Genomic DNA, 21,954 nt, shown 5'->3' with positions numbered 1-21,954 from the left:
GATGCTACCGGCGGCGGGCGCGCGTCGACCCACCGTTGTGGATCGTGGCTACCCTGAGCGCACCGAGTGACCGGGGGTGGCCGATGGCGGGTGAGGCGGTGCGGCGACGGGCGCGCGGCGGGGCCGGCTCGGCGGAGAACCTGGTGCGGCTGGTCACGCACGCCGACCCGGTGGCCCTGGTCGGCATCGCACTCTCCATCCTGCTCTCCGTGACGCTCGACCTGACCAACGCGGCCACCGGGGTCGAGTCGCTGCTGGCCGGGCTCATGGGCATCACCATCTCGCTGGTGCTCGACTCGCTGGCGCGCGCCGAGCGCCGGTTCCACCTGCGGACGCTGCTGGACGGGCCGTCCTGGCTGGTCGGCGCCACCCCGCAGCTCGCCGGCGCGCTACGCGAGGCGGCCGAGCGGCACGCCGGGACGCGGGTGGCGGCCGAGGCGCAGCGCCGCTTCGAGGAGTTCCGCCGGGAGGCCGAGCAGCTCGCCGCGGGCCGGATCGTGCGGCCCGGCGACGACGCCGAGGACCTGCTCGGCGCCACCCGGGACTGCACCCGGGAACTGGTCGCGCTGACCAACGTGATGCCCCGGGTCAGCGGCGAGCTGAGCTGGTGGCGCGGGGACGTCGGCCGGCGCTACTGGGAGGCGAACCTGGCGGCCCTCGCCCGGGGCGTACGGATCACCCGGATCTTCACGTACGCTGCCCTCACCCCCGAGCTGTCCGAGCTGATCGAGACGCAACGGCGGGCCGGCGTGCGGGTGGGCCTGCTGCCGCTCGGCGGAGTCAGCCCCCACCTGCACGTCAACCTGGTCGTCTGGGACGGGTCGAGCTGCTGGCAGGGGAAGATGACCGCGCACGGCGAGATCAGCGAGCACGAGTTCTCCGTCCACCCGGCCGACGTGGAGCGGCTGACCCGGGTCTTCCGGCTCTGCGCCGACACCGCCGCCTTCCCGGGCTGACCGTCATGACGTGGGCCGCGGTGCTGCTGGTGACCGCTGTGGTCTGGGCGGTCAGCGTGATCCGCTCGGTGCGGATGCGGGCCTTCGTCTACAGCCTGCCGCTGCCGATGACCCTGGCCCTGGTAACGACCGGGCACCGGGTGGACGGGCCGCAGGTGCTCGGCGTGGTCGGCCTCAACCTCTTCTTCGTCACGGTGGCGGTCACCCACCGCCGGCTGCGCTGGCCGATCCTGCTGGCCGACCTGGCGGGCGTGGCGGTCTACGTGGCGCTCAGCGCCGGCGTCCTGGCGGTGCCGGTGCCGTTCGAGGCGGCGCTGGCCGGCACGGTGGCGCTCTGGGCGCTGACCATGCCGCTGCTGCGCCGCCGGGCCGCGGTCGCGCCGCCGCCCGAGCCGGCGGACGCCCGGCGCGACGGTCTCGCCGCGCCGGTCAAGCTGGTGGTGATCTTCGTGGGTGCGCTGCTCACCGGGCTGCTCGGCGAGCTGCTGCGGGGGATGGTGGTCACCTTCCCGTACTCCGGGGTGCTGGTCGCCGTCGAGGCCCGCCGCCAACTCGCCGAGTTCAGCCGGCACTTCGCCCGCAACAGCCTGGCCCTGGTCGGCTTCCTCACCGGTTACCACTACCTCCAGGACACCTCACCGGCCCTCGGTCTGGCCGCCGGCTGGGCCGCCTTCGCGCTCGTCGCCGCCGCGCTGCACCTGCCCCGCCCCGGTGCGCTGCTGCGGATCGAGTGGCCCAAGAGCCGTCTGGCCAGCGGAAGGGTGGGCACGGGCCGGATTTCGCTCCGGAAACCGCAGCGGGACGGTTGACGTGGTGTCAGGCGGGTGACCCCGCTGCGCTACACAGTGACAGTTGTCCCTGCCTCACCGGTGATGAGAGCGTGCGGGGACCAACCGCCGCTGAAGGGTGCGCCGATGACCTCCGACGACCTGCTGGCCCGGCACCGGGCCGTGCTCCCGTCCTGGATGCCGCTCTACTACGCCGACCCGCTGGAGCTGGTCTCCGGCTCCGGCCGCCGGGTGACCGACGCGGCCGGCCGCACCTACCTGGACTTCTTCGGCGGCGTGCTGACCAACATGATCGGCTACGACATCCCGGAGATCCGCGAGGCGGTCGAACGGCAGGTGCGCACCGGCATCGTGCACAGCTCGACGCTCTACCTGATCCGGCAGCAGGTCGAGCTGGCCGAGAAGATCGCCCGGGTCTCCGGCATCCCCGACGCCCGGGTCTTCTTCACCAACTCCGGCACCGAGGCCAACGAGGCGGCCCTGCTGGTCGCCACCAACCACCGCCGCTCGCACCAGATCCTCGCCGTGCGCAACAGCTACCACGGCCGGTCGTACGCGGCCATGGGCGTCACCGGCAACCGGGGCTGGTCGGCCAGCGCGCTCAACCCGCTCCAGGTGGCCTGGCTGCACTCCGGCGAGCGGCTGCGCGGCCTGCTGGCCCGGCTCGACGAGGGCGACCGGATCGACGCCGCCGTGGAGGACCTGCGCGAGGTGCTCGCCACGCAGACCGCCGGCGACGTGGCCTGCCTCATCGCCGAGCCCATCCAGGGCGTCGGCGGCTTCGTGCACGGCCCCGACGGGCTCTTCGCCGCCTGGAAGAAGGTGCTCGACGAGCACGGCATCCTGCTCGTCTCCGACGAGGTGCAGACCGGCTGGGGCCGCACCGGCGAGCACTTCTGGGGCTACCAGGCGCACGGAGTCACCCCGGACCTGCTCACCTTCGCCAAGGGCATCGGCAACGGCTTCGCCCTGGCCGGCGTGGTCGGCCGCGCCGACGTGCTGGAGTCGGTGCCGGCGATCAGCTTCTCCACCTTCGGCGGCAACCCGGTCTCCACGGCGGCCGGCAACGCGGTCCTGGACTACCTGCTCGACCACGACCTGCAGGCCAACGCGGCACGGGTCGGCGCGATCCTCAGCGACGGCCTGCGCGCCGCCACCGCCGGCCTCGACGCCGTCGCCGAGGTCCGCGGCAAGGGCCTCATGCTCGGCGTCGAGTTCGTCCGGCCGGGCACCACCGAGCCGGACCCGGCGGTCACCACCCGGGTCTTCGAGGCGTGCCGGGAGGGCGGGCTGCTCGTGGGCAAGGGCGGCCTGTACGGCAACGTGGTGCGGATGGGACCACCGCTGACCCTCACCGAGGACGAGGCCCGCGAGGGCCTGGCCATCCTGGTCGACGCCATCCGTTCCGCCGTCGCGGCGGAGGTTGCCGCATGACCACCATCGGGCACTTCGTCGACGGGAAGCGGGTCAGCGGGGACTCCGAGCGGCGCGGGGACGTCTTCGACCCGGCCACCGGGCGGCGTACCGGGCAGGTGGCGCTGGCCTCCGCCGCCGACGTGGCGGGCGCGGTCGAGGCCGCCGAGCGGGCCGCCCGGACCTGGCGGGACGCCTCGCTGGCCAAGCGGACGGCGGTCATGTTCGCCTTCCGCGAGCTGGTCAGCGCCCGGCGCGACCGGCTCGCCGAGGTGATCACCGCCGAGCACGGCAAGGTGCTCGCGGACGCCGCCGGCGAGGTGCAGCGCGGCCTCGAGGTGATCGAGTACGCCTGCGGCATCCCCTCGGCGCTGCGCGGCGGCTTCAGCGAGAACGTCTCCACCGAGGTCGACTCCTACAGCCTGCGGCAGCCGCTGGGCGTGGTGGCGGTGATCTCCCCGTTCAACTTCCCGGTGATGGTGCCGCTCTGGTTCGTCCCGGTCGCCGTCGCCTGCGGCAACGCCGTGGTGCTCAAGCCCAGCGAGAAGGACCCCAGCGCGGCGCTGCTGCTGGCCGAGTGGTTCACCGAGGCCGGCCTGCCGGACGGCGTGCTGAACGTCGTCAACGGCGACAAGGAGGCGGTCGACGCGCTGCTCGACCACCCCGGCGTCAAGGCCGTGTCGTTCGTCGGCTCCACCCCGGTGGCCCGGTACGTGCACCAGCGCGGCTCGCTGGCCGGCAAGCGGGTGCAGGCGCTCGGCGGGGCGAAGAACCACATGGTGGTGCTCCCCGACGCCGACCTGGACCTGGCCGCGGACGCGGCGGTCAACGCCGGCTTCGGCTCGGCGGGGGAGCGGTGCATGGCGATCTCCGCCCTGGTCGCGGTCGAGCCGGTGGCCGACGCCCTGGTCGCCCGCATCGCCGAGCGGATGAGCCGGCTGCGCACCGGGGACGGCCGGCGCGGCTGCGACATGGGCCCACTGGTCACCGCCGCGCACGCCGAGCGGGTCCGCTCCTACGTGGAGTCGGGCATCGCGGCCGGCGCCGTGCCGGTGGTGGACGGACGCGAGGTCACCCCGGACGGGGACGCCGACGGGTTCTGGCTGGGCCCGACCCTCTTCGACCACGTCACCCCGGAGATGTCGATCTACACCGACGAGATCTTCGGCCCCGTGCTCAGCGTGGTCCGGGTCGGCTCGTACGACGAGGCGGTCGAGCTGGTCAACGCCAACCCGTACGGCAACGGCACGGCGATCTTCACCAACGACGGCGGCGCCGCCCGGCGCTACCAGCACGAGGTGGAGGTGGGCATGATCGGCGTCAACGTGCCCATCCCGGTGCCGATGGCCTACTACTCCTTCGGCGGCTGGAAGGCGTCCCTCTTCGGTGACCTGCACGCGCACGGCGCCGACGGCGTCGCCTTCTTCACCCGGGGCAAGGTGGTCACCAGCCGCTGGCTCGACCCGCGCCACGGCGGGGTCAACCTCGGCTTCCCCACCCAGACCTGAGCAGCCGCAGCACCCCCGCCCCGGCCAGGTACGCCACCAGCGCCGGGGCGGGCAGCCCCAGCGGCTCCGGCGCGGTCTTGCGGGTGAGGCTGTTCAGCAGCAGCCCGGCGACGAGCCCGGCGTACCCGAGGACGGCCAGCGCGGTGCGGAGCCGGCGGGCGCCCTCGCGGGCCGGACCGGTGTCGGGCGGGCGGCGGGTACGGGCCTCGATCGGGCCGAACACGGCGACCAGCGCGGCCAGCACCACGCTGAGGGCGAGCAGCCAGGGGATCCGCCAGCCCCACCAGGCGGCCGAGCCGACCGGGGGAGTGGGCAGCGTGCCGAGCGCGTCGAGCAGCCCGACCAGCAGCACGGCCGCGGTCAGGTGCCAGAGGAAGACGGTGAGCACCACGGCGTTCACCGCGATCACCGCCTGCCAGGGGCGGGGCCGGCGCAGCCAGCGTCCGGCCGGCTCCCGCAGCAGCAGGATCAGCCCGAGTTGGGCGGTGGTCACGGCCAGCAGCGCGAGGCTCGGCGGCGCCGCGTTGTCCAGCCGCTCGCCCGGCACGTTCAACATCGCCACCGGGTACGGCCCGACCACCGTCAGCAGGACCAGTGCGACGAGCCCACCGGTGAGCAGGGCCGTCCCGGCGGTGCGGGAGAGCGGCAGCCGGCGGCGGCGCAGGCCACGTGGTTCGGCCGCCCCGCCGGCGGGGCGGCCCCGGGTACGGCTGTCGTACCAGGCGAAGCCGAGCTGGTGGACGGCCAGCCAGCCGAACACGTAGTTGCCCGTCGCCAGTCCCGGCGGACCCCAGATCCGGCCCAGGTCGCCGAGCGCCACCAGGCCGACCAGCACCACGGGCACGACGAGCCCGAAACGGCGGTGCAGCGCGTACATGGGCGGGGTCAGCGGCACCACCACCAGGTAGGCCACCAGGAACCACAACGGGATGGTGGCGAACCAGACGACGGTGCGGACCTGTGCCGGGTCGGCGCCGCGCAGCGTGGCCACGGCGGCGCCGGCCGCCAGCACCACGAGCAGCGCGGTGGTGGGCCGGGCCAGCCGGGCGCTGCGGTCGACCAGCCACCCCGTGGCCGTTCCTCCCCGGCTCCGGCGGGCGGCCAGCGAGGCGGCGTTGGCGTAGCCGCCGACCAGGAAGAACACCGGTATCACCTGGGCCACCCAGGTCAGCGGCCAGGCCCACGGAAGGTCACCGAGGGCGGAGTGGCCGGCGGGGCGGCCGGACCGGTCGTAGCCGATGACGGTCACGCCCCAGTGGCCGAGCACCACCATGGTGATGGCGAGCGCCCGGAGCAGGTCGACGTAGCGCTCCCGAGTGGCCGGCGTGCGCTCGGCGAGCTGCCGCAGGCGGCGCATGGGCCCAGGCTATGCCAGCCGCAACCGACGGGTACGGATAACGGTTCGGTCCAGAGGTCTTGTGGTCCGCGCCCCGCTGCCGTAGAAATTCTTCAGCAACATCAAGTTAAGTGAAGACAAGCGACAGCTGACACCCAGAGCCTCGACGTCGCGGCCGCCGTTCCCCCAGACTTCGGCGGGCCGCGCGCACCCGAACCGAGGAGATGCGATGAACAGGCGTGAGATCCTCCGGCGGAGCGCTGCCGCCGGCCTGCTGGCCACCCCCGCCGCCGGCCTGCTCGCCGGCTGCGCCACCTCCGGTGGCGACGACGACAAGGGCAACTCCGGCGCCTACAAGGGCACCAAGAGCGAGCAGAACCCGCTCGGCGTCAAGGAGGACGCCCCGCTCGAGGTGGTGATCTTCAACGGCGGCTTCGGCGAGGAGTACGCCAAGGCCCACGAGGCCATGTACAAGGAGAAGTACCCGAAGGCAAAGATCAACCACTCGGCCACCCAGGAGATCAACAAGACCCTCCAGCCGCGCTTCGTCGACGGCACCCCGCCGGACGTGGTGAACAACTCCGGCGCCGGTCAGATCGACTTCAACGGTCTGGTCAGCCAGAACGCCATCGCCGACCTGGGCGACCTGCTCGCCGCGCCCAGCCTGGACGTCCCCGGCAAGTCGGTGAAGGACACCCTGCTCCCCGGCGCCGTCGAGGTCGGCTCGTACGACGGGAAGTTCCTGGTCCTCAACTACACGTACACCGCCTACGGCATCTGGTACTCCACCAAGACCTTCACCGAGCGCAACTGGCAGTACGCGAAGACCTGGGACGAGCACATCGCGCTCTGCAAGCAGATCAAGGCCGCCGGGATCGCCCCCTGGACGTACGCGGGCAAGCACCCCCGCTACATGAGCTGGCCGCTGATCGCCACCGCGATCAAGTTCGGCGGGCCGTCGGTGGCGGTCGCGATCGACAACCTCGAGCCGAACGCCTGGAAGTCCGACGCCATGAAGGCGGCGGCCGACGCCTGGTACCAGATCGTCAAGGACAAGTACATCCTGGACGGTTCGCCGGGCCTGGACCACATCCAGTCGCAGACCGCCTGGTGCCAGGGCAAGGCCGCCTTCATCTCCTGCGGTTCCTGGCTGGAGAGCGAGCAGGCGAAGGTCACCCCGGCCGGCTTCAACATGACGATCGCGCCGACGCCGAGCCTGGGCAGCGGGGACAAGCTGCCGTTCGAGGCGATCCGGGGCACCGCGGGTGAGCCGTTCATGGTGCCGTCGAAGGCGAAGAACGTCGCCGGCGGCCTGGAGTACTTCCGGATGATGCTCTCCAAGAAGGGCGCGCAGGACTTCACGAAGAAGGTCTCCAGCCTCACCGTGGTGGCCGGCGCGACCGAAGGGATCGAGCTGCCGTTCGGCCTGAGCACCGTGGTCAAGGGGCTGGAGGCGTCCGGCAGCAACGGCTTCAACTGGGTCTACAACAACTACTACCGCAAGCTCGAGCGCGAACTGGTCGACGCCGCGTGCGGCGAGTTCTTCAGCGGCCGCAGCACCCCGGCCGAGTTCCTCGACCAGTGCCAGAAGGGCGCCGACTCGATCGCCCAGGACAGCTCGATCAAGAAGTACAAGCGGGCTGCGTAACATCCGGCCGGTGGGGGCGGCCCGTCCGCCCCCACCGTTCCGCCGCTGGGGGAGTAGGTCCATTTCGTGAGACACGGCAAGTACCCGCTGATCATCACCTTCCTGGTGCCACCGCTGCTGCTCTACGGCATCTTCGTGCTGTCGCCGTACCTGCAGGCGTTCCAGATCTCCACGACCAACTGGCTCGGCTACTCCGCGCACGCCGACTCGGTGGGGATGGCCAACTTCCGGACTCTGCTGCACGACGGCCAGGTGTGGAACGCGATCAAGAACAACGCGATCATGCTCGCCGTGGTGCCGGTGCTCACCATCGGGCTCGGACTGTTCTTCGCCACCATGCTCAACATGGGTGGCCGCAAGGGACGGGCCGGGGTCACCGGCGTGCGGGGCACCTCCGTCTACCGGATGGTCTACTTCTTCCCGCAGGTGCTCTCGGTGGTGATCATCGCCCTCCTCTGGAAGGAGGTCTACCACCCCAACAACGGCCTGCTCAACGGCGCGTTGCGGGCACTGGGCCTGCCGGCGCCGACCTGGCTGGGTGACCCGCGTACGGCGTTCTGGGCCGTGCTGGCGGTGATGGTCTGGAGCAACGTGGGGTTCTACGTGGTGCTCTTCGGCGCCGCCATGTCCGCCGTCCCGCGCGACATCTACGAGGCGGTGATGCTCGACGGGGCGTCACGGTGGACGACCCTGCGACGGATCACCGTGCCGCTGCTCTGGGACACCGTGCAGGTCGCCTGGATCTATCTGGCCATCGCGGCGCTGGACGGCTTCATCCTGGTCCAGCAGATGACCAACGGCGGCCCCAACTTCTCGTCCGACGTAATCGGCCTGCGGATGTACGAGACCGCGTTCGGCAGCGAGAGCAAGTTCGGGTACGCCTCCGCGATCGGCGTGGTGATGCTGTTCCTGACCCTGTCGGTCGCGGTGCTGGCGCTGCGTACCGCCCGTCGCGATCGGATCGAATACTCGTGACCACGCTGGATCGGCCCACCACGACGGAGGCCGAGAAGCCCGGAGCCGCCCGCGGCGAGGACCGGCGGCTGCGCCGGGAACTGGGCGTCGCCAACCTCTTCTCGCACGGTTTCCTGCTGCTCTGGGCGGCGCTGACCGCGCTGCCGCTGCTGTGGATGTTCGTCAGCTCGTTCAAGAGCGACGGCGAGATCCTCTCCGACCCGTGGGGGCTGCCGGGGGCGCTGCGCTTCGAGAACTGGTCCCGGGCCTGGACCGAGGCGCACATCGGCCGCTACTTCCTGAACAGCGGCATCGTGGTGGCCGGCTCGCTCACCCTCACCATGCTGCTCGGCGCCGCGGCGGCGTACGTCTTCGCCCGCTACGATTTCCGCGGCCGGCAGGTCGTCTACTACCTGTTCGTCGGCGGGATGATGTTCCCGGTGTTCCTCGCCCTCGTGCCGCTCTTCTTCGTGGTGCGCAACGCCGGCCTGTTCGGCAGCTGGACCGGCCTGATCCTGGTCTACGCCGCCTACTCGCTGCCCTTCACGGTCTTCTTCCTGACCGCTTTCTTCCGGACGCTTCCGACATCGATCGCCGAGGCGGCGCTCATCGACGGCTGCGGGCACTTCGGACTCTTCTTCCGGGTGATGCTGCCGATGGCGCGTCCAGGATTGATCAGCGTGGCCATCTTCAATTTCCTCAGCCACTGGAACCAGTTCATCCTGCCGCAGGTGCTCATGCAGGGCGACGACTCCAAGTGGGTGCTGGCGCAGGGCCTCACCGCGCTCGCCGTGAGCCAGGGCTACCAGGGTGACTTCAGCGGCCTGTTCGCGGGTCTGACCATCGCCACCCTGCCGGTGCTGGCGGTGTACGTCGCGTTCCAGCGGCAGATCCAGACCGGCCTCACCGCCGGGCAGCTCAAGTGAGGTCGTTGCCACAGGCAACGGGGCAGCGCGACCGCTGAGGGCTCCTCTATCGTGGGCCGGCACCTTCACCGATCGACAGGAATCACATGTTTGAACTTGTCTACGAGCTCCTGCTTATTCTCGGCGGCATCGCGATGGTCACGATCGGCATCGCCATCAAAGAGCAGAGCACGGGCTCTCGGATTCTGAATGTCGTCGTGGGCCTCGGCTTCTTCGGCTACGGCTTCTACCTGATGTTCCTCGCGCCCGTGGGCAGTAGGTACACGATCTTCTTCTACGCCTTCATCCTGCCGATCCTGCTGATCGTGCGGGCCGTGAAGGCCCGCAAGGAGGCCCGCGAGCAGGCCGCCGCGCACCAGTTCGCCGGCGCGCCCCAGCCCGGCCAGTTCGCCTCGTCGGCCCCGGGTCAGTTCGCCTCGTCGGCCCCGGCCCAGCCGGGCCAGGGTTGGCCGGCCCCGCAGGGTCAGCCCGCTCCCTACGGCCAGGCGCCGCAGGGACACCCCGGCCAGGCCCCGCACCAGCCCGGCCACCCGGCGCCGCAGGCGCCCTACGGCCAGCCGGCCCCGCAGGGTCAGTACGGCCAGCCCCAGGGCCAGCACGGCCAGCCCCAGGGCCAGCACGGCCAGCCCCAGGGCCAGTACGGCCAGCCGCAGGCGCAGCCTGGCTACCCGAACGCCTGAACCTCGCACCGCGGCAGCGGGCTGGTCGACGTGCTGTCGACCGGCCCGCTGTTTCGTTCCGGCTCCCGCCCACCGCGGCCAGGCAGCGTTCGCCGTCGAGGCCGTCGCCGTCGCGCAGTCCTGGGGCGCCGGGTCGGCGCGAGCCGGCGGTCCGGCTCGCGTGGCTGACCGATTTTGACCATCGATTCGCAGAGGTTCACGTCGCGGTCGCGGGCATTACGTTCCTTCATCGCGGCCAGGCGCCCCGCGCCTTCCTACCGGCCGCTGATTGCAGCGCCGCGCGCTGACGAGCTGAGTCGTTCGTGATGTCACCGCCGACAGCGCCCCCGCCGCCGCGACACAGGCCGCCGCGACACGGGCCGCCGCGACACGGGCCGGCGCGACACGGGCCGGGGCAACACGGGCCGGCGCGACACGGGCCGGCGGAGCGCCCGCCCGGCCGCCCACCAGATCTTGGCGACTTATCGTCGGCGGCGAACAGCAACTCGCCAAGATCCGGCGGACCTCGACGCCCGAGACGCGATTCGCGGGGCCCGAGGCGGGTCGGGGATAGCTCACGAGCCGCTAGGAACTTGATGACGTGGGTGACTCACCTGAACTGACGACGCGGGCGATTCACCGGGCTCGCCCAAGCGGCGCTGGGATGACTCACTTACGACATCAAGTTGCTAGGCGCTGAGCAGAAGGCGGCCGACCCGCAGGTGCCTCCCGAGCGCCGTTGAGCCGACATCGGCAACGACGCGGGTGCGCTGGCCGGGCGCGCCCGGCAGGACCCTCCTCGTGCCGGTTCATCGACGACACGAGCTCCGGCCGCCGCACTGGTCGACATCCAGGTCGCACTCCCGCGTCCACGGCGGGACGGTCGGGCGGTTCCCCCGCAGGCGCGTCGCTGCCGCGAAGTAGTGGCGCAGGCCGCCGAGTGCAGGTGCAGGACGCGCGGGGTGCGGTGTGGGCCCAGGGGGCAGGTCGCCGGCCAGCGGGGCAGGGCGGCGGGCCGAGGGGGGCAGGGCGGGGGACCAGGCGGTCAGGGCGGCGGGACCAGGGGTCAGGGCAGCGGGCGCAGGGGGTCAGGGCGGCGGGACGAGCAGGGCGTGCAGTGTGGCCGGGTCGGCGACCTCGGGCAGGTCGCGGGCGGCGAGCCAGGCGGCTGCCGCCGCTCCGTCGCCGGCGCTGTGCAAAGGGGCGGCCGGCCACCGGCGGGCGAGTTCCAGGCGGACCGCGGCGGCCAGCGGGGTGTCCCCGGTGAGCAGGCCGCCGCCGAGCACCACCGGGTCGGTCACGTCGGGTGGCCGGATGCGGGAGACGCTCTCGGCCAGCAGCGCGGCCGCCTCCGCGACCAGGGCCAGGCCGGTCGGCTCGCCGTCCCGGGCCGCGGCGACGACCAGCGGCGCGAGTCGCGCCAGCTCGACCGGTGGTCGCCGGGTCACCGCCTGCACCACCGTGTCGGCGGTCGCGCGGGGGCGGGCGGCGACCTCGGTGCTGCCGGTCAGGTCGGCGAGGACCTGGCGGGCCAGGTCGCCGGGCGGCTGGGCGCGGTCCAGGTCGGTGAGGAGCCTGCGGACCGCCTCGCGGCCCAGCCAGAATCCGGAGCCGGCGTCACCCAGCAGCCAGCCGTGGCCGTCGGCGGTGCGGTCTTGGCGCAGGTCGTGCACCTGGGCGGCGATGGCTCCGGTGCCGGCGATGAGCACGGTGCCGTCCGGGGCCGCCGTGCCGGAGGCGTACGCGACGAGGGCGTCGCCGTGGACCGTGTAGGGGCAGCGCAGGCCCGCGTCGGCCCAGGCGCGGTCGAAGGCGGCCCGGCCCTGCGGGTCGGCGAGGAGCCGGCCGGCCCCGGCCAGCCCGATGACGCCGCCGCGGACCCGGGTCGGGTCGACGTCGGTGAGCGCGGCGCGCAGGGCGGCGAGGAGTTCCGCGGCGGCCCGGTCGGCGCCGTGGCTGGTCGGGTTGCCCCCGCCGGCGCGGCCGACGCCGAGGCGTACCCCGTCGAGGGTGAGGGCGGCGGCGCGGGTGGACGTACCCCCGACGTCGAGGCCGACCACGACGGTGTCCGACATCCCTCCATGCTGGTCGGCCGGGCTCCGGGGCGCAAGATCCGGGCTGTGCGCCAGGTAACAGTTTGAAAACTTCGCCCACGGCCTTGACACGGAGGGGCCTTCAGTAAGAACTTTTACCACTAACAGTTAACACTCTTTTCGGAAAGGCCTCCCATGGTTGATCACGAGGTGGACACCCCCGCGGGGACCGCGGTGGTCGACGCCGACGCGGTCGACCGGCGGGGTGCCGTGGCCGTCTCCTCGGACGGTGTGCTGGCCAGGGTCCGGGCCGGGGCGGGGGAGCTGACGGGGGCGTTGCGCCGGGTCGCCGAGCACGTGCTCAGTGACCCGGAGGCGGCCGCCCGGGCCACCATCGTCGAGTTGGCCGAGCGTAGCGGCACCTCACCGGCCACCATCACCCGGTTCTGCCGGGCCATGGGCTTCGAGGGCTACGCCGACCTGCGGCTCGGCATCGCCGCGGAGACCGGCCGGGCCCGTTCGGCGGGCTGGACGGTCGACATCGGCCGGGAGATCCAGCCGAGCGACCCGCTGTCCCGGGTGCTCGACCAGATCATGGCCGCCGACACCCGGGCCATGCACGACACCGCCGCGCTGCTCGACCTCGCCGAGGTGGAGCGGGCGGCCGTGGCGATCGCCGGGGCCAGCCGGGTGAACATCTTCGGCGCCAGCGGCAGCGCCCTGGTCGGCGAGGAGATGCAGTTCAGCCTGCACCGCATCGGGGTGGCCGCCTGGGCCTGGAGCGACGTGCACGAGGGGCTGGCCAGTGCCGCGCTGCTCGGCGTGGGCGACGTCGCGCTCGGCATCTCGCACACCGGGCAGACCCGGGAGACCATCGAGATGCTCGCGGAGGCGGGCAGCCGGGGGGCGACCACGGTCGCGCTGACCGGCTTCCCCCGCTCGCCGCTGGCCGAGCTGGCCGACATCGTGCTGGTCACCGCCAGCCAGGCCACCACCTTCCGGCCCGACGCGCTCTCCGCGCGGCACCCCCAGCTCGTCGTGCTCGACCTGCTCTACATCGCGGTGGCGCAGCGCACCCACGACCGCGCCCACGCGGCCTTCCGGCGTACCGCCCAGGCCGTCGACGGGCACAAGGCCGAGAAGGGGGCCACTTCATGATCAGTGCCCAGCGGTACGCGGACGCCGTCCGCCCGGTGCTCGACCGGCTGGTCGACAGCCAGGCGGATGCGGTCGACCGGGCGGCCGACGTGATCGCCGGCGGCCTGCGTGCCGGCGGGGTGCTCCAGGCCTTCGGCGCCGGCCACTCGGAGGCGTTCGCCGCCGAGCTGGTGGCCCGGGCCGGCGGCCTGGTCCCGACCAACCGACTCTCCCTGCACGACCTCGTGCTGCACGGCGACGCGCCCCGCGACGTGCTCGCCGACCCCAAGCTGGAACGCGACCCGGCCGTGGCGCACCAGCTCTACGCCCTGGCGGCGCCGCAGCCGGAGGACGTGTTCGTGGTCGCCTCCCAGTCCGGCATCAACGGCTCGGTGGTCGAGCTGGCGACGCTGGTCCGGGAGCACGGCCACCCCTTGATCGCGGTCACCTCGGTCGAGCACACCGCACGGGTCGCCCCGCGGCACCCGAGCGGCCACCGGCTCGCCGACCTCGCCGACGTCGTGCTGGACAACGGCGCGCCGTACGGTGACGCACTGCTGCCGCTCGAGGGCGGCGGCGCGGTCTGTGCGGTCTCGTCGGTCACCGCGGCGCTGCTGGCGCAGCTGCTGACCGCCGAGGTCGTACGACGGTTCCACCAGGCCGGGGAGGTACCCCCTATCTACCTCTCCGCCAACGTCCCCGGTGGGGACGAGCACAACCTCGCCCTCGAGTCGCGGTACGCCGGGCGCCTCCGGCGGACCGCCTGACCCGACACCACAAGGAGAGACAAAGATGTCGGTTACCCCCGAGAACCTCGGTGACCTCAGTCGCCGGACCCTGCTCCAGCGGGCCGCCGCGGCCGGCCTCCTCGCCACGCCGGCGATGGGCCTGCTCAGCGCCTGTGCGGGCAGCGAGCCGGAGAAGAAGGACGCCGGCGGCGCGGCCAAGAGCAAGGACAACCCGTTCGGTGTGAAGGACGGCAGCGCCGTCAAGGTGGTCATCTTCAACGGCGGGCTGGGCGACCAGTGGGCCAAGGAAGACAAGGTCATCTTCAACGCCAAGCACGCGAACATCACGGTCAACATGTCTTCCACCCAGAAGATCAAGACCGAAGAGCAGCCGAAGATGGCGACGCAGCCGAGTGACCTGGTCATGAACTCGGGCGCCGACATGATGGACCGCAGCACGCTGATCAACGAGGGCGCCATCGAGCCGCTCGACGACCTGCTTACCGCGCCCGCCTGGGACAGCGAGGGCACCGTGGCGGACTCGCTGCTGCCGGGCACGGTCGGCGACGGCACCCAGAACGGCAAGTTCTACGTCGTGAACGTGGCGTACACGGTGTGGGGCAACTGGTACAACGCGGCGCTGTTCAAGAAGGAGGGTTGGCAGGCGCCGACCACCTGGGACGAGTTCTTCGCCCTGGCCCCGAAGATCAAGGCCAAGGGCATGGCGCCGTACGTGCACGACGCCGTGCACGGCTACTACCCGCGCTGGGCGCTCATGGCGAGCATCTGGAAGACCGCCGGCAAGCAGGTCGTCGTCGACATCGACAACCTGAAGGAGAACGCCTGGAAGGCCGACGGCGTGCTCAAGGCGCTGGCGCCGTGGGAGAAGCTGGTCAAGGACAAGCTGCTCCTCCCGGGCAAACTCGACCACACCCAGTCGCAGCAGGCCTGGCTCGACGGCAAGGCGGCGTTCATCCAGGTCGGCACGTGGCTCAAGAACGAGATGACCGCCACCATCCCGCCGGGCTTCGAGCTGACCCTGTCCGACTACTGGCACAACGCGGACGACAAGGCGCCCAAGGACGTGTTCGCCGCGTCCGGTGAGGGCTTCGTCGTGCCGAGCAAGGCCCCGAACAAGGAGGCCGCCAAGGAGTTCCTGCGGGCGATGCTGTCCAAGGCGGGCTCGGCCAAGTTCGCCGAGCTGACCAAGTCGCTGGCCTCGACCAAGGGCTCCGGCGACAACGTGCAGGACACGGCGCTGGCCAGCGCCAACACCCTGATGAAGAACGGCGGCAGCGAGCTCATCTCGGTCAAGTTCCAGGACTTCTACGCCGACCTGGACAAGGAGAGCCAGAACCTCTCCGAGGAGCTGATGGCCGGCCGGCTCACCGCGCAGCAGTTCGTCGACAAGATGCAGGCGGCCGCCGACAAGGTCGCCAAGGACTCGTCGATCAAGAAGCAGACCCGCACCGCCTGATCCGACGGAGAGAGTGAGTCCTATGCGGCACGGAGTCGCGCGTTTCGTCACGGGCTTCCTGGCCCTGCCCGTCGCGCTGTACCTGTTCTACGTGGTGTGGCCGTTCGTGCAGGCGGCGGGATATTCGCTGACCGACTGGGGTGGGTACTCGGACTCCCAGCGCTTCGTCGGGCTGGACAACTACGTCCGGCTGCTCTCCGACGAGCTGATCCGGAAGGCGTTCTGGCACAACGTTTTCTTCCTGGTCACCGTGCCGCTGTTCACCATCGCGCTGGCCCTGTTCCTCGCGTTCCTGCTCAACGTGGGCGGACGCGAGGACAGGGCCGGCATCCGCGGGGTGTTCGGCTCCGCCCTCTACAAGGTCATCTTCTTCTTCCCGCAGGTGCTGTCGCTGGTGGTCATCGCTGTCATGTGGCAGCAGATCTACCGGACCGACCAGCAGGGCCTCATCAACGGCCTGCTCATCAAGATCGGGCTGGTCGACGCCGACAACCCGATCGCCTTCACCGCCGACCCGGAGCCGTTCCTCGGCATTCCCGCGGTGCTGTGGTGGCTGCTGCTCATCGCGGTGTGGAGCGGCGCCGGCTTCTACATGGTGCTGTTCTCGGCGGCCATGCAGTCGATCCCGAAGGACATCTACGAGGCCGCGATCCTGGACGGGGCGGGCCGGTTCCACACGTTCTTCCGGGTCACCCTGCCGCTGCTGCGGGACACCATCTCGGTCGCCTGGGTCTACCTGGGCTTCATCGCCCTGGACATGTACGCCCTGGTCTTCGTCATGACGCCGAGCCAGGGCGGCCCGAACCACGCCAGCGAGATCTTCGCCTCGGTGATCCAGTTCAACGCGTTCCAGAAGGGCCAGTTCGGCTACGCCTGCGCGATCGCCGTGGCGCTGGCCATCTTCACCATCCTGCTGGCCGCCGTCCAGCTGAGGATCACCCGTCGTGAGCGGATCGAGTTCTGAGGAGGCCTGGACGATGAGCACGGTGACCCACACCTCCGACCAGAGGCGACCCGACGCGGCGCCGGCCGGCCCGGCAGCGGGCCGACGGGCGAAAGCCACCACCAGCATCGGCGGCCGGATTTTCAACGGCTTCTCACACCTTTTCCTGGTGGTGTGGGCCCTGATGGTGATCTACCCGCTGCTGTGGGTGGTGATGTCCTCACTCAAGACCGACTCGGAGGTGATCCGCGAGCCGCTGTCGCTGCTCCCCGAGTCGCTGCAGTGGGACAACTTCGCCCGGGCCTGGACGGCCGGCATCGACAGCTTCTTCCTGAACACGCTGCTCGTGCTCGTGTTCAGCGTGACCCTGACGATGCTGCTGGGCTCGATGGCGGCGTACGCGCTGGCCCGCTACGAGTTCCGCGGCAACCGGCTGATCTACTGGATGTTCCTGTCGGGGCTGACCCTGCCGATCTACCTCGCCGCGGTGCCGCTGTTCAAGGGCGTCTACAACATGAACGTGGTGTTCCCGCTGCTCGGCCCGAACAAGCACCTCACGCTGATTCTGGTCTACGTGGCCTGGTCGCTGTCGTTCACCGTCTTCTTCATGCACTCGTTCTTCCGGACGTTGCCCGACACGATCGCCGAGGCGGCCCAGGTCGACGGCGCCTCGCACACCCGGACCTTCTTCAGCGTCATGCTGCCGATGGCCCGGCCCGGCCTGATCAGCATCGGCATCTTCAACGTGCTCGGCCAGTGGAACCAGTGGTACCTGCCGACCCTGCTCATGCAGTCGGTGTCGGGTGAGCCGAAGCACCAGGTGATCGCCCAGGGGCTGATCGAGCTGTCGGTCAACCAGGGCTACAAGTCCGACTGGTCCGGCCTCTTCGCCGGGGTCACCATGGCGATGCTGCCGGTGCTGATCGTGTATATCGTGTTCCAGCGCCAGGTGCAGTCCGGCCTGACGGCCGGCGTCGGCAAGTAACCTTCGCGACCCGCTGCCCGGTCCCTCCGCCGTCTGTCGGAGGGGCCGGGCAGAATCGCGTCCGTGCTGGTGGCGGTGGTGGCGGACGAGCGGGGCGGCGGTGTGCTGCAACCGCTCGACGACGCCGGGCGCCCGACCGGTCCGGCCGAGCCGGTGGCTGACCTGGCCGCCGCGGTGGCCGCCCGGGAGGCCGCCGACCGGCCACGCTGGGTCTGGGCCTCCGGCGCGACCCTCTACCCGGCGCTGCTGCGCGCCGGCGTCCGGCTCGACCGGTGCCACGACGTCGAGCTGACCGAGGCGCTGCTGCTCGGCCACGCCGGCCGCTGGGGCGAGCCACGCTCGCTCGCCGCCGCCTGGGCCCGGCTCACCGGGGCGCCGGTCCCGCCCGACCCGGCACCCCGCCCGCCGGAGCCGCCCGGCCACGGCCAGGGCGCGCTCTTCGACGCGCCGTCCGGCCCGCCCGGTCCGGGCATCGAGGCGCTGACCAGGGTGTACGCGGACCAGCTCGCCCGGATCGCGCGGACCGGTCACCCCGGCCGGTTCCGGTTGCTGGTGGCCGCCGAGTCGGCGGGCGCGCTGATCGCCGCCGAGATGGGCGTGGCCGGCCTGCCCTGGCGCGCCGACGTGCACGACGCGATCCTGGCCGACCTGCTCGGTGAGGCGTCCCCGGTCGGCGGGCCACCCCGCCGGCTGGCCGAGCTGGCCGCGCGGATCGCCGAGGCGTTCGGCGTCCGCCAGCTGCACGCCGACTCCCCGGCCGAGCTGCTCAAGGCGTTCGCGCGCGCCGGCGTGGAGCTGCCCAACACGCGGGCCTGGTCGCTGCGCGGGGTGGAGCACCCGGCGGTGCCGCTGGTTCTGGAATACAAGGAGCTCTACCGGATCTGGACGGCGCACGGCTGGGCCTGGCGCGACGCCTGGGTCTCCGGCGGCCGCTTCCACGCGGAGTACGTGCCCGGCGGCGTGGTCTCCGGCCGCTGGGCCACCCGGGGCGGCGGGGCCTTGCAGATCCCGAAGGTGATCCGGCGCGCCGTCGTGGCCGACCCGGGCTGGATGTTCGTGGTGGCCGACGCGGGCCAGCTCGAACCGCGGGTGCTCGCCGCGGTCTCCGGCGACGAGCGGCTGGCGGCCGCCGGTGGCGCCGGTGACCTCTACGCGGCGCTGGCCCGGGACGCCTTCGCCGGTGACCGGGCCCGCGCCAAGGTGGCCCTGCTCGGCGCCATGTACGGGCAGACCGGCGGGGCCGCGGTGCCCGCCCTCGCGGTGTTGAAGAAGAACTATCCGACGGCGTTCGGCCACGTCGAGGCGGCGGCCCGCACCGGCGAGGCGGGCGGGCTGGTCCGGTCGTGGCTGGGGCGCACCTGCCCGCCGGGGTCGGTCGGCTTCGGTGACGGCGACGAGGCGGTGGTCGACGCCGGGGCGGATCCGCAGAGCCCGCGGGCCCGGGCGGCCCGCTCGCGGGGGCGGTTCACCCGCAACTTCGTCATCCAGGCCACGGCCGCCGAGTGGGCGTCCACGCTGCTTGCCACGCTCCGCACCGAGCTGGCCGGCACCCGGGCCGAGCTGGTCTTCTTCCAGCACGACGAGGTGATGGTGCACTGCCCGGCCGAGACGTCCGAGGCGGTGGTCGCGGCGGTGAGCGAGGCCGGGGCGCGGGCCACCCGGCTGCTCTTCGGCGAGACCCCGGTCCGCTTCCCGCTCGATCTCTCGGTCGTGGACTGCTACGCCGACGCGGCATAGTCACGCAATTTTCCGTTTTGCCCCGCTACCCGCCCCCCGGCGCGCTCGTTGGGCCCGGTGTGCGTACGACGGGACGGACCGGGCGCTGCTGCGTCCGGTCCGTCCCCCAGGTCGAGGGGGCACCGCTGAACCGGATCGCAGGAATGATCATCGCCGCTGGCGGGGGCCGCCGGATCGGCGGACCCGAGGCGCTGCTGCACCAGGGGGAGAAGCCCCTGGTCAGCCGGATGATCGACACGATGGCCGACGCGGGCTGTGCGGAGGTCGTCGTCGTGCTGGGCGCGGCGGCGGACCAGGTGCGGCAGGCCACCGACCTGACCGCCGCCACCGTGGTGGTCAACCGGGCCTGGGGGACCGGGGTCGGCTCCTCGATCCGCGCCGGGCTGGCCGCGCTGACCGACGAGACCATCGAGGCCGTGGTCGTGGTGCCGGTGGACATGCCGGGCCTCACCGCCGCGGCGGTCCGCCGGGTCGCCGCCCTGCCGTACCCGGACGTGCTGGTCTGCGCCACCTACGACGGGCTGCGCGGCTACCCGATGCTCTTCGGCCGCCGGCACTGGTCCGGCATCGCCACCCTGGCCAGCGCCGACGTGGGCGCCCGGCCCTACCTGCTGGCGCACAAGGACCAGATCGTCGACATCGCCTGCGACTCGGTGGCCGACGGCAGCCGGATCGACAGCCCGGAACTGATGGCCCTCTACGGCCTGAGCATCCCCGAACAGCGGGTCGCCTCCGAAGTGGGCTGAGTATCCGTACGGATGTGCCGGGTGGGCCGTCCGGCCAGACTCGGTGCCATGCGTCGACTCGCCACCGCCCTGCTGTGCCTGGCCACGCTCGTCGGCTGCGCCCAGCCCGGCGCCCTGCCGCCGGCCGACGGCCCCGCCATCGACACGGTCCCCGCCACGGACGAGGCGCCAACCACGGACGAGGCGCCAACCACGGACGAGGCGCCAACCACGGACGAGGCGCCAACCACGGACGAGGCGCCCGCCACGGACACCGGTTGGGTCACCTACCAGGCCGATGTCACGGCCGTCCGGGTCGGCCCCGACCCGCGCTCGCTCGCGCTGACCGTGGCGTTGCTCGGAGACGCCGACGGGTGCTCCCGCAACCCGCGGATCACCTACCTCACTGAGGAGAACAACCGCGTCTATGCCAACGTGGTGCAGGACTCGCGCCTGTCCGGCACGGTCGGGGCCTGCCCCACACACACCCCGGGCACGGTGACGCTGACGACGCCCGGACCGATCGGTGACCGGGTCGTCGTGCTCAACCAGGAACCGTGGAAACGCGACGGTGACGGGTACCAACGCTGCGACACGACGTTCGGCTGCGACCCGATGCCGACCGAACACTGTGACCCCGCCTGGATCAGCGTCGCGGTACGCGGCATGGACGTGTCGCGGCACTCCGTCGGCTCGCCCGAGGGCTGCGACGGCCGATGGCTGGTCATGACGGTGCCGTTCGACCCGGTGCCGTGCGGCGTCGAGGCCCGGGCGGGCTGCGACGCGTCAGTCACCGTACGCCGCTACTTCCTGCGCTGGGCCGGCGAGCGCGGCTGGGCCTCGATCGCCACCTCGACCGAGGCCGGTTGTGGACGTGTCCGCAGCGTGGAGCCCTCGTTCCCGAGAAAGCTGTGCGCCGACCTGCCCACGCCGTGACGGCGTCTTGTCGGCCCCGCGTGCCAGGATGCGGCTGTGGCGTATGACGAGGACCTCGCGGACCGGGTCCGCGAACTGGTCGAGCGGGAGCCCGGGTTCGCCGAGAAGCGCATGTTCGGCGGCCTGGCGATGATGGTGAGGGGCAACATGGCGGTGGTCGTCCGCGGCGCCGGTGGCCTCATGGTCCGCATCGACCCGACGGAGTCCGAGCGGCTGGAGGCGGAGCCGGGCGCGCAGGCGACGGTGATGCGGGGGCGGCTGATGCGGGGCTGGATCACGGTGGACCCCTCGGCCTGCGCGGGCGACGCCGATCTGGCCCGGTGGGTCGATCGCGGCGTCGGCTACACCGGGACGCTGCCCGCGAAGCACGGGGATTCCCGGTGACGCCGACTCGCCGCGACTCGTCTCAGAGCGACTGGCCGGGCGCCAGATACCGGTAGCCGTAGTCGGCTTCCTCCGCGAGCCAGCCGTTGACGCTGCCGAGCCCGCGATCGTTGATCTGGGCGTCGTGGATGGGGAACGCCCGCCGCGGTTTGATCGCCTTGACGAAGTCGATCGCCTCCGCCATCTTCAGCCAGGATCCTTGCGCCGGAACCAGCAGTGTTTCGATCGGCTGCTCGGGGACGTGCAGCGAGTCGCCGGGGTGGTAGACGGCCTCGTCGATGATGTAGCCGAGGTTCGCGCAGTCCGGCTGGCCGTCGTAGATGAACGCGTGACGGCCGCCGACGGCCCGTACGCGGAAGCCGGCGGCGGTGAACTCCTCGCCGGAGGACACGCCGGTAACCTTCAGCCGCGGAATGTTCGCTTCGGCGGGGGCGTAGACCGGCACTCCGAGCCCGGCCAGGCGAAGGACGTCGACATGGTCGGCGTGTTCATGGGTTACCAGAACCGCGTCCGCGCCGGCCAGGGCTCCCGGCTCGCTCCAGGTGCCAGGGTCGATGACGAGCACCCCGCCGCCGTGTTCGAGCCGTACGCAGGCATGGGTGAATTTCACAATCTGCACGGCGCTCAACGTACGCTGGCCGCATCGCCTGCTCAACGCGGCGGCATACAGCGGGCCGCTGG

General features: G+C 71.9%; 20 protein-coding genes. 17 read left to right on the top strand and 3 right to left on the bottom strand.

The window, feature by feature from the left end; all coding sequences use genetic code 11:
* The first annotated feature begins 44 nt into the window (after window positions 1-44).
* From ACQP12_RS23180 to ACQP12_RS23165, 4 genes are all read left to right on the top strand, one after another.
* Complete coding sequence (locus tag ACQP12_RS23180) at window positions 45-956, top strand: hypothetical protein (RefSeq protein WP_433281981.1); 912 nt, start codon at window positions 45-47, stop codon at window positions 954-956.
* 5 nt (window positions 957-961) lie between these two features.
* On the top strand, window positions 962-1,765 hold the full coding sequence (locus ACQP12_RS23175; protein WP_433281980.1) for a hypothetical protein: 804 nt from the start codon (window positions 962-964) through the stop codon (window positions 1,763-1,765).
* Between the two features lie 105 nt (window positions 1,766-1,870).
* Window positions 1,871-3,178, top strand: coding sequence for an aspartate aminotransferase family protein (locus tag ACQP12_RS23170; RefSeq protein ID WP_433281978.1), 1,308 nt, complete (start codon window positions 1,871-1,873; stop codon window positions 3,176-3,178).
* The gene (locus ACQP12_RS23165; protein ID WP_433281976.1) at window positions 3,175-4,665 is read left to right on the top strand and encodes a CoA-acylating methylmalonate-semialdehyde dehydrogenase; all 1,491 of its coding nucleotides are present in this window, start codon (window positions 3,175-3,177) and stop codon (window positions 4,663-4,665) included. The genes ACQP12_RS23170 and ACQP12_RS23165 overlap by 4 nt, the downstream gene beginning before the upstream one ends.
* Here the strand turns inward: ACQP12_RS23165 and ACQP12_RS23160 are convergent.
* Window positions 4,637-6,022 carry an acyltransferase family protein gene (locus ACQP12_RS23160; RefSeq protein ID WP_433281974.1) on the bottom strand — a complete coding sequence of 462 codons (1,386 nt, stop codon included), beginning with the start codon at window positions 6,020-6,022 and terminating at the stop codon, window positions 4,637-4,639. The genes ACQP12_RS23165 and ACQP12_RS23160 overlap by 29 nt on opposite strands.
* A 208-nt stretch (window positions 6,023-6,230) precedes the next feature.
* On the opposite strand from ACQP12_RS23160, the gene ngcE (ACQP12_RS23155) reads away from it, so the two are divergent.
* The 4 genes from ngcE (ACQP12_RS23155) to ACQP12_RS23140 all read left to right on the top strand — a co-directional run bounded on the left by ngcE (ACQP12_RS23155) (window position 6,231) and on the right by ACQP12_RS23140 (window position 10,209).
* Window positions 6,231-7,649, top strand: a complete 1,419-nt coding sequence (ngcE, locus tag ACQP12_RS23155) for an N-acetylglucosamine/diacetylchitobiose ABC transporter substrate-binding protein (RefSeq protein WP_433281972.1) — start codon at window positions 6,231-6,233, stop codon at window positions 7,647-7,649.
* A gap of 66 nt (window positions 7,650-7,715) precedes the next feature.
* The gene (locus tag ACQP12_RS23150) at window positions 7,716-8,624 is read left to right on the top strand and encodes a carbohydrate ABC transporter permease (protein WP_357950320.1); all 909 of its coding nucleotides are present in this window, start codon (window positions 7,716-7,718) and stop codon (window positions 8,622-8,624) included.
* Window positions 8,621-9,529 (top strand): carbohydrate ABC transporter permease, encoded by a 909-nt coding sequence (locus tag ACQP12_RS23145; RefSeq protein ID WP_433281970.1) that lies wholly within the window; start codon window positions 8,621-8,623, stop codon window positions 9,527-9,529. Before ACQP12_RS23150 ends, ACQP12_RS23145 begins: the two co-directional genes overlap by 4 nt.
* Window positions 9,530-9,615: 86 nt before the next feature.
* Complete coding sequence (locus tag ACQP12_RS23140) at window positions 9,616-10,209, top strand: hypothetical protein (protein ID WP_433281968.1); 594 nt, start codon at window positions 9,616-9,618, stop codon at window positions 10,207-10,209.
* Window positions 10,210-11,276: 1,067 nt separating this feature from the next.
* Here the strand turns inward: ACQP12_RS23140 and ACQP12_RS23135 are convergent.
* Window positions 11,277-12,263 carry an N-acetylglucosamine kinase gene (locus ACQP12_RS23135; protein WP_433281966.1) on the bottom strand — a complete coding sequence of 329 codons (987 nt, stop codon included), beginning with the start codon at window positions 12,261-12,263 and terminating at the stop codon, window positions 11,277-11,279.
* A gap of 153 nt (window positions 12,264-12,416) precedes the next feature.
* On the opposite strand from ACQP12_RS23135, the gene ACQP12_RS23130 reads away from it, so the two are divergent.
* The 9 genes from ACQP12_RS23130 to ACQP12_RS23090 all read left to right on the top strand — a co-directional run bounded on the left by ACQP12_RS23130 (window position 12,417) and on the right by ACQP12_RS23090 (window position 21,273).
* Complete coding sequence (locus ACQP12_RS23130; RefSeq protein WP_313719470.1) at window positions 12,417-13,379, top strand: MurR/RpiR family transcriptional regulator; 963 nt, start codon at window positions 12,417-12,419, stop codon at window positions 13,377-13,379.
* Window positions 13,376-14,125 (top strand): SIS domain-containing protein, encoded by a 750-nt coding sequence (locus ACQP12_RS23125; protein ID WP_357950310.1) that lies wholly within the window; start codon window positions 13,376-13,378, stop codon window positions 14,123-14,125. Before ACQP12_RS23130 ends, ACQP12_RS23125 begins: the two co-directional genes overlap by 4 nt.
* Window positions 14,126-14,150: 25 nt before the next feature.
* A complete protein-coding gene (gene ngcE / locus ACQP12_RS23120) occupies window positions 14,151-15,563 on the top strand; it encodes an N-acetylglucosamine/diacetylchitobiose ABC transporter substrate-binding protein (protein ID WP_433281963.1) in 1,413 nt (470 codons plus the stop codon).
* A 22-nt stretch (window positions 15,564-15,585) separates the two neighbouring features.
* The gene (locus tag ACQP12_RS23115) at window positions 15,586-16,527 is read left to right on the top strand and encodes a carbohydrate ABC transporter permease (protein ID WP_357950305.1); all 942 of its coding nucleotides are present in this window, start codon (window positions 15,586-15,588) and stop codon (window positions 16,525-16,527) included.
* A gap of 163 nt (window positions 16,528-16,690) precedes the next feature.
* Window positions 16,691-17,491 carry a carbohydrate ABC transporter permease gene (locus tag ACQP12_RS23110; RefSeq protein WP_433289402.1) on the top strand — a complete coding sequence of 267 codons (801 nt, stop codon included), beginning with the start codon at window positions 16,691-16,693 and terminating at the stop codon, window positions 17,489-17,491.
* 33 nt (window positions 17,492-17,524) lie between these two features.
* Window positions 17,525-19,228, top strand: a complete 1,704-nt coding sequence (locus tag ACQP12_RS23105) for a bifunctional 3'-5' exonuclease/DNA polymerase (protein ID WP_433289400.1) — start codon at window positions 17,525-17,527, stop codon at window positions 19,226-19,228.
* Window positions 19,229-19,371: 143 nt separating this feature from the next.
* Window positions 19,372-19,974: a nucleotidyltransferase family protein gene (locus ACQP12_RS23100; RefSeq protein WP_357950302.1), complete on the top strand. Its 603-nt coding sequence runs from the start codon at window positions 19,372-19,374 to the stop codon at window positions 19,972-19,974.
* A 48-nt stretch (window positions 19,975-20,022) separates the two neighbouring features.
* Window positions 20,023-20,889 carry a hypothetical protein gene (locus ACQP12_RS23095; RefSeq protein ID WP_433281960.1) on the top strand — a complete coding sequence of 289 codons (867 nt, stop codon included), beginning with the start codon at window positions 20,023-20,025 and terminating at the stop codon, window positions 20,887-20,889.
* A 36-nt stretch (window positions 20,890-20,925) separates the two neighbouring features.
* A complete protein-coding gene (locus ACQP12_RS23090; protein ID WP_433281958.1) occupies window positions 20,926-21,273 on the top strand; it encodes a TfoX/Sxy family protein in 348 nt (115 codons plus the stop codon).
* A 22-nt stretch (window positions 21,274-21,295) separates the two neighbouring features.
* On the opposite strand, the gene ACQP12_RS23085 is transcribed toward ACQP12_RS23090, so the two are convergent.
* Window positions 21,296-21,892: an MBL fold metallo-hydrolase gene (locus ACQP12_RS23085; protein ID WP_433289398.1), complete on the bottom strand. Its 597-nt coding sequence runs from the start codon at window positions 21,890-21,892 to the stop codon at window positions 21,296-21,298.
* Between the last annotated feature and the right edge of the window lie 62 nt (window positions 21,893-21,954).

The organism is Micromonospora sp. CA-244673 (assembly GCF_050948395.1).
Classification (GTDB): Bacteria; Actinomycetota; Actinomycetes; order Mycobacteriales; family Micromonosporaceae; genus Micromonospora.
Note: the sequence above shows the minus strand (reverse complement) of the source record. Positions and strands in the feature narration are given on the sequence as shown.

Coding starts and splice junctions, on each gene's coding strand:
- ACQP12_RS23135 (WP_433281966.1), bottom strand. CDS start 12,263: ATGTCGGACACCGTCGTGGTCGGCCTCGACGTCGGGGGTACGTCCACC.
- ACQP12_RS23170 (WP_433281978.1), top strand. CDS start 1,871: ATGACCTCCGACGACCTGCTGGCCCGGCACCGGGCCGTGCTCCCGTCC.
- ACQP12_RS23160 (WP_433281974.1), bottom strand. CDS start 6,022: ATGCGCCGCCTGCGGCAGCTCGCCGAGCGCACGCCGGCCACTCGGGAG.
- ACQP12_RS23115 (WP_357950305.1), top strand. CDS start 15,586: ATGCGGCACGGAGTCGCGCGTTTCGTCACGGGCTTCCTGGCCCTGCCC.
- ngcE (WP_433281972.1), top strand. CDS start 6,231: ATGAACAGGCGTGAGATCCTCCGGCGGAGCGCTGCCGCCGGCCTGCTG.
- ngcE (WP_433281963.1), top strand. CDS start 14,151: ATGTCGGTTACCCCCGAGAACCTCGGTGACCTCAGTCGCCGGACCCTG.
- ACQP12_RS23110 (WP_433289402.1), top strand. CDS start 16,691: ATGGTGATCTACCCGCTGCTGTGGGTGGTGATGTCCTCACTCAAGACC.
- ACQP12_RS23100 (WP_357950302.1), top strand. CDS start 19,372: ATGATCATCGCCGCTGGCGGGGGCCGCCGGATCGGCGGACCCGAGGCG.
- ACQP12_RS23125 (WP_357950310.1), top strand. CDS start 13,376: ATGATCAGTGCCCAGCGGTACGCGGACGCCGTCCGCCCGGTGCTCGAC.
- ACQP12_RS23140 (WP_433281968.1), top strand. CDS start 9,616: ATGTTTGAACTTGTCTACGAGCTCCTGCTTATTCTCGGCGGCATCGCG.
- ACQP12_RS23175 (WP_433281980.1), top strand. CDS start 962: ATGACGTGGGCCGCGGTGCTGCTGGTGACCGCTGTGGTCTGGGCGGTC.
- ACQP12_RS23165 (WP_433281976.1), top strand. CDS start 3,175: ATGACCACCATCGGGCACTTCGTCGACGGGAAGCGGGTCAGCGGGGAC.
- ACQP12_RS23095 (WP_433281960.1), top strand. CDS start 20,023: ATGCGTCGACTCGCCACCGCCCTGCTGTGCCTGGCCACGCTCGTCGGC.
- ACQP12_RS23130 (WP_313719470.1), top strand. CDS start 12,417: ATGGTTGATCACGAGGTGGACACCCCCGCGGGGACCGCGGTGGTCGAC.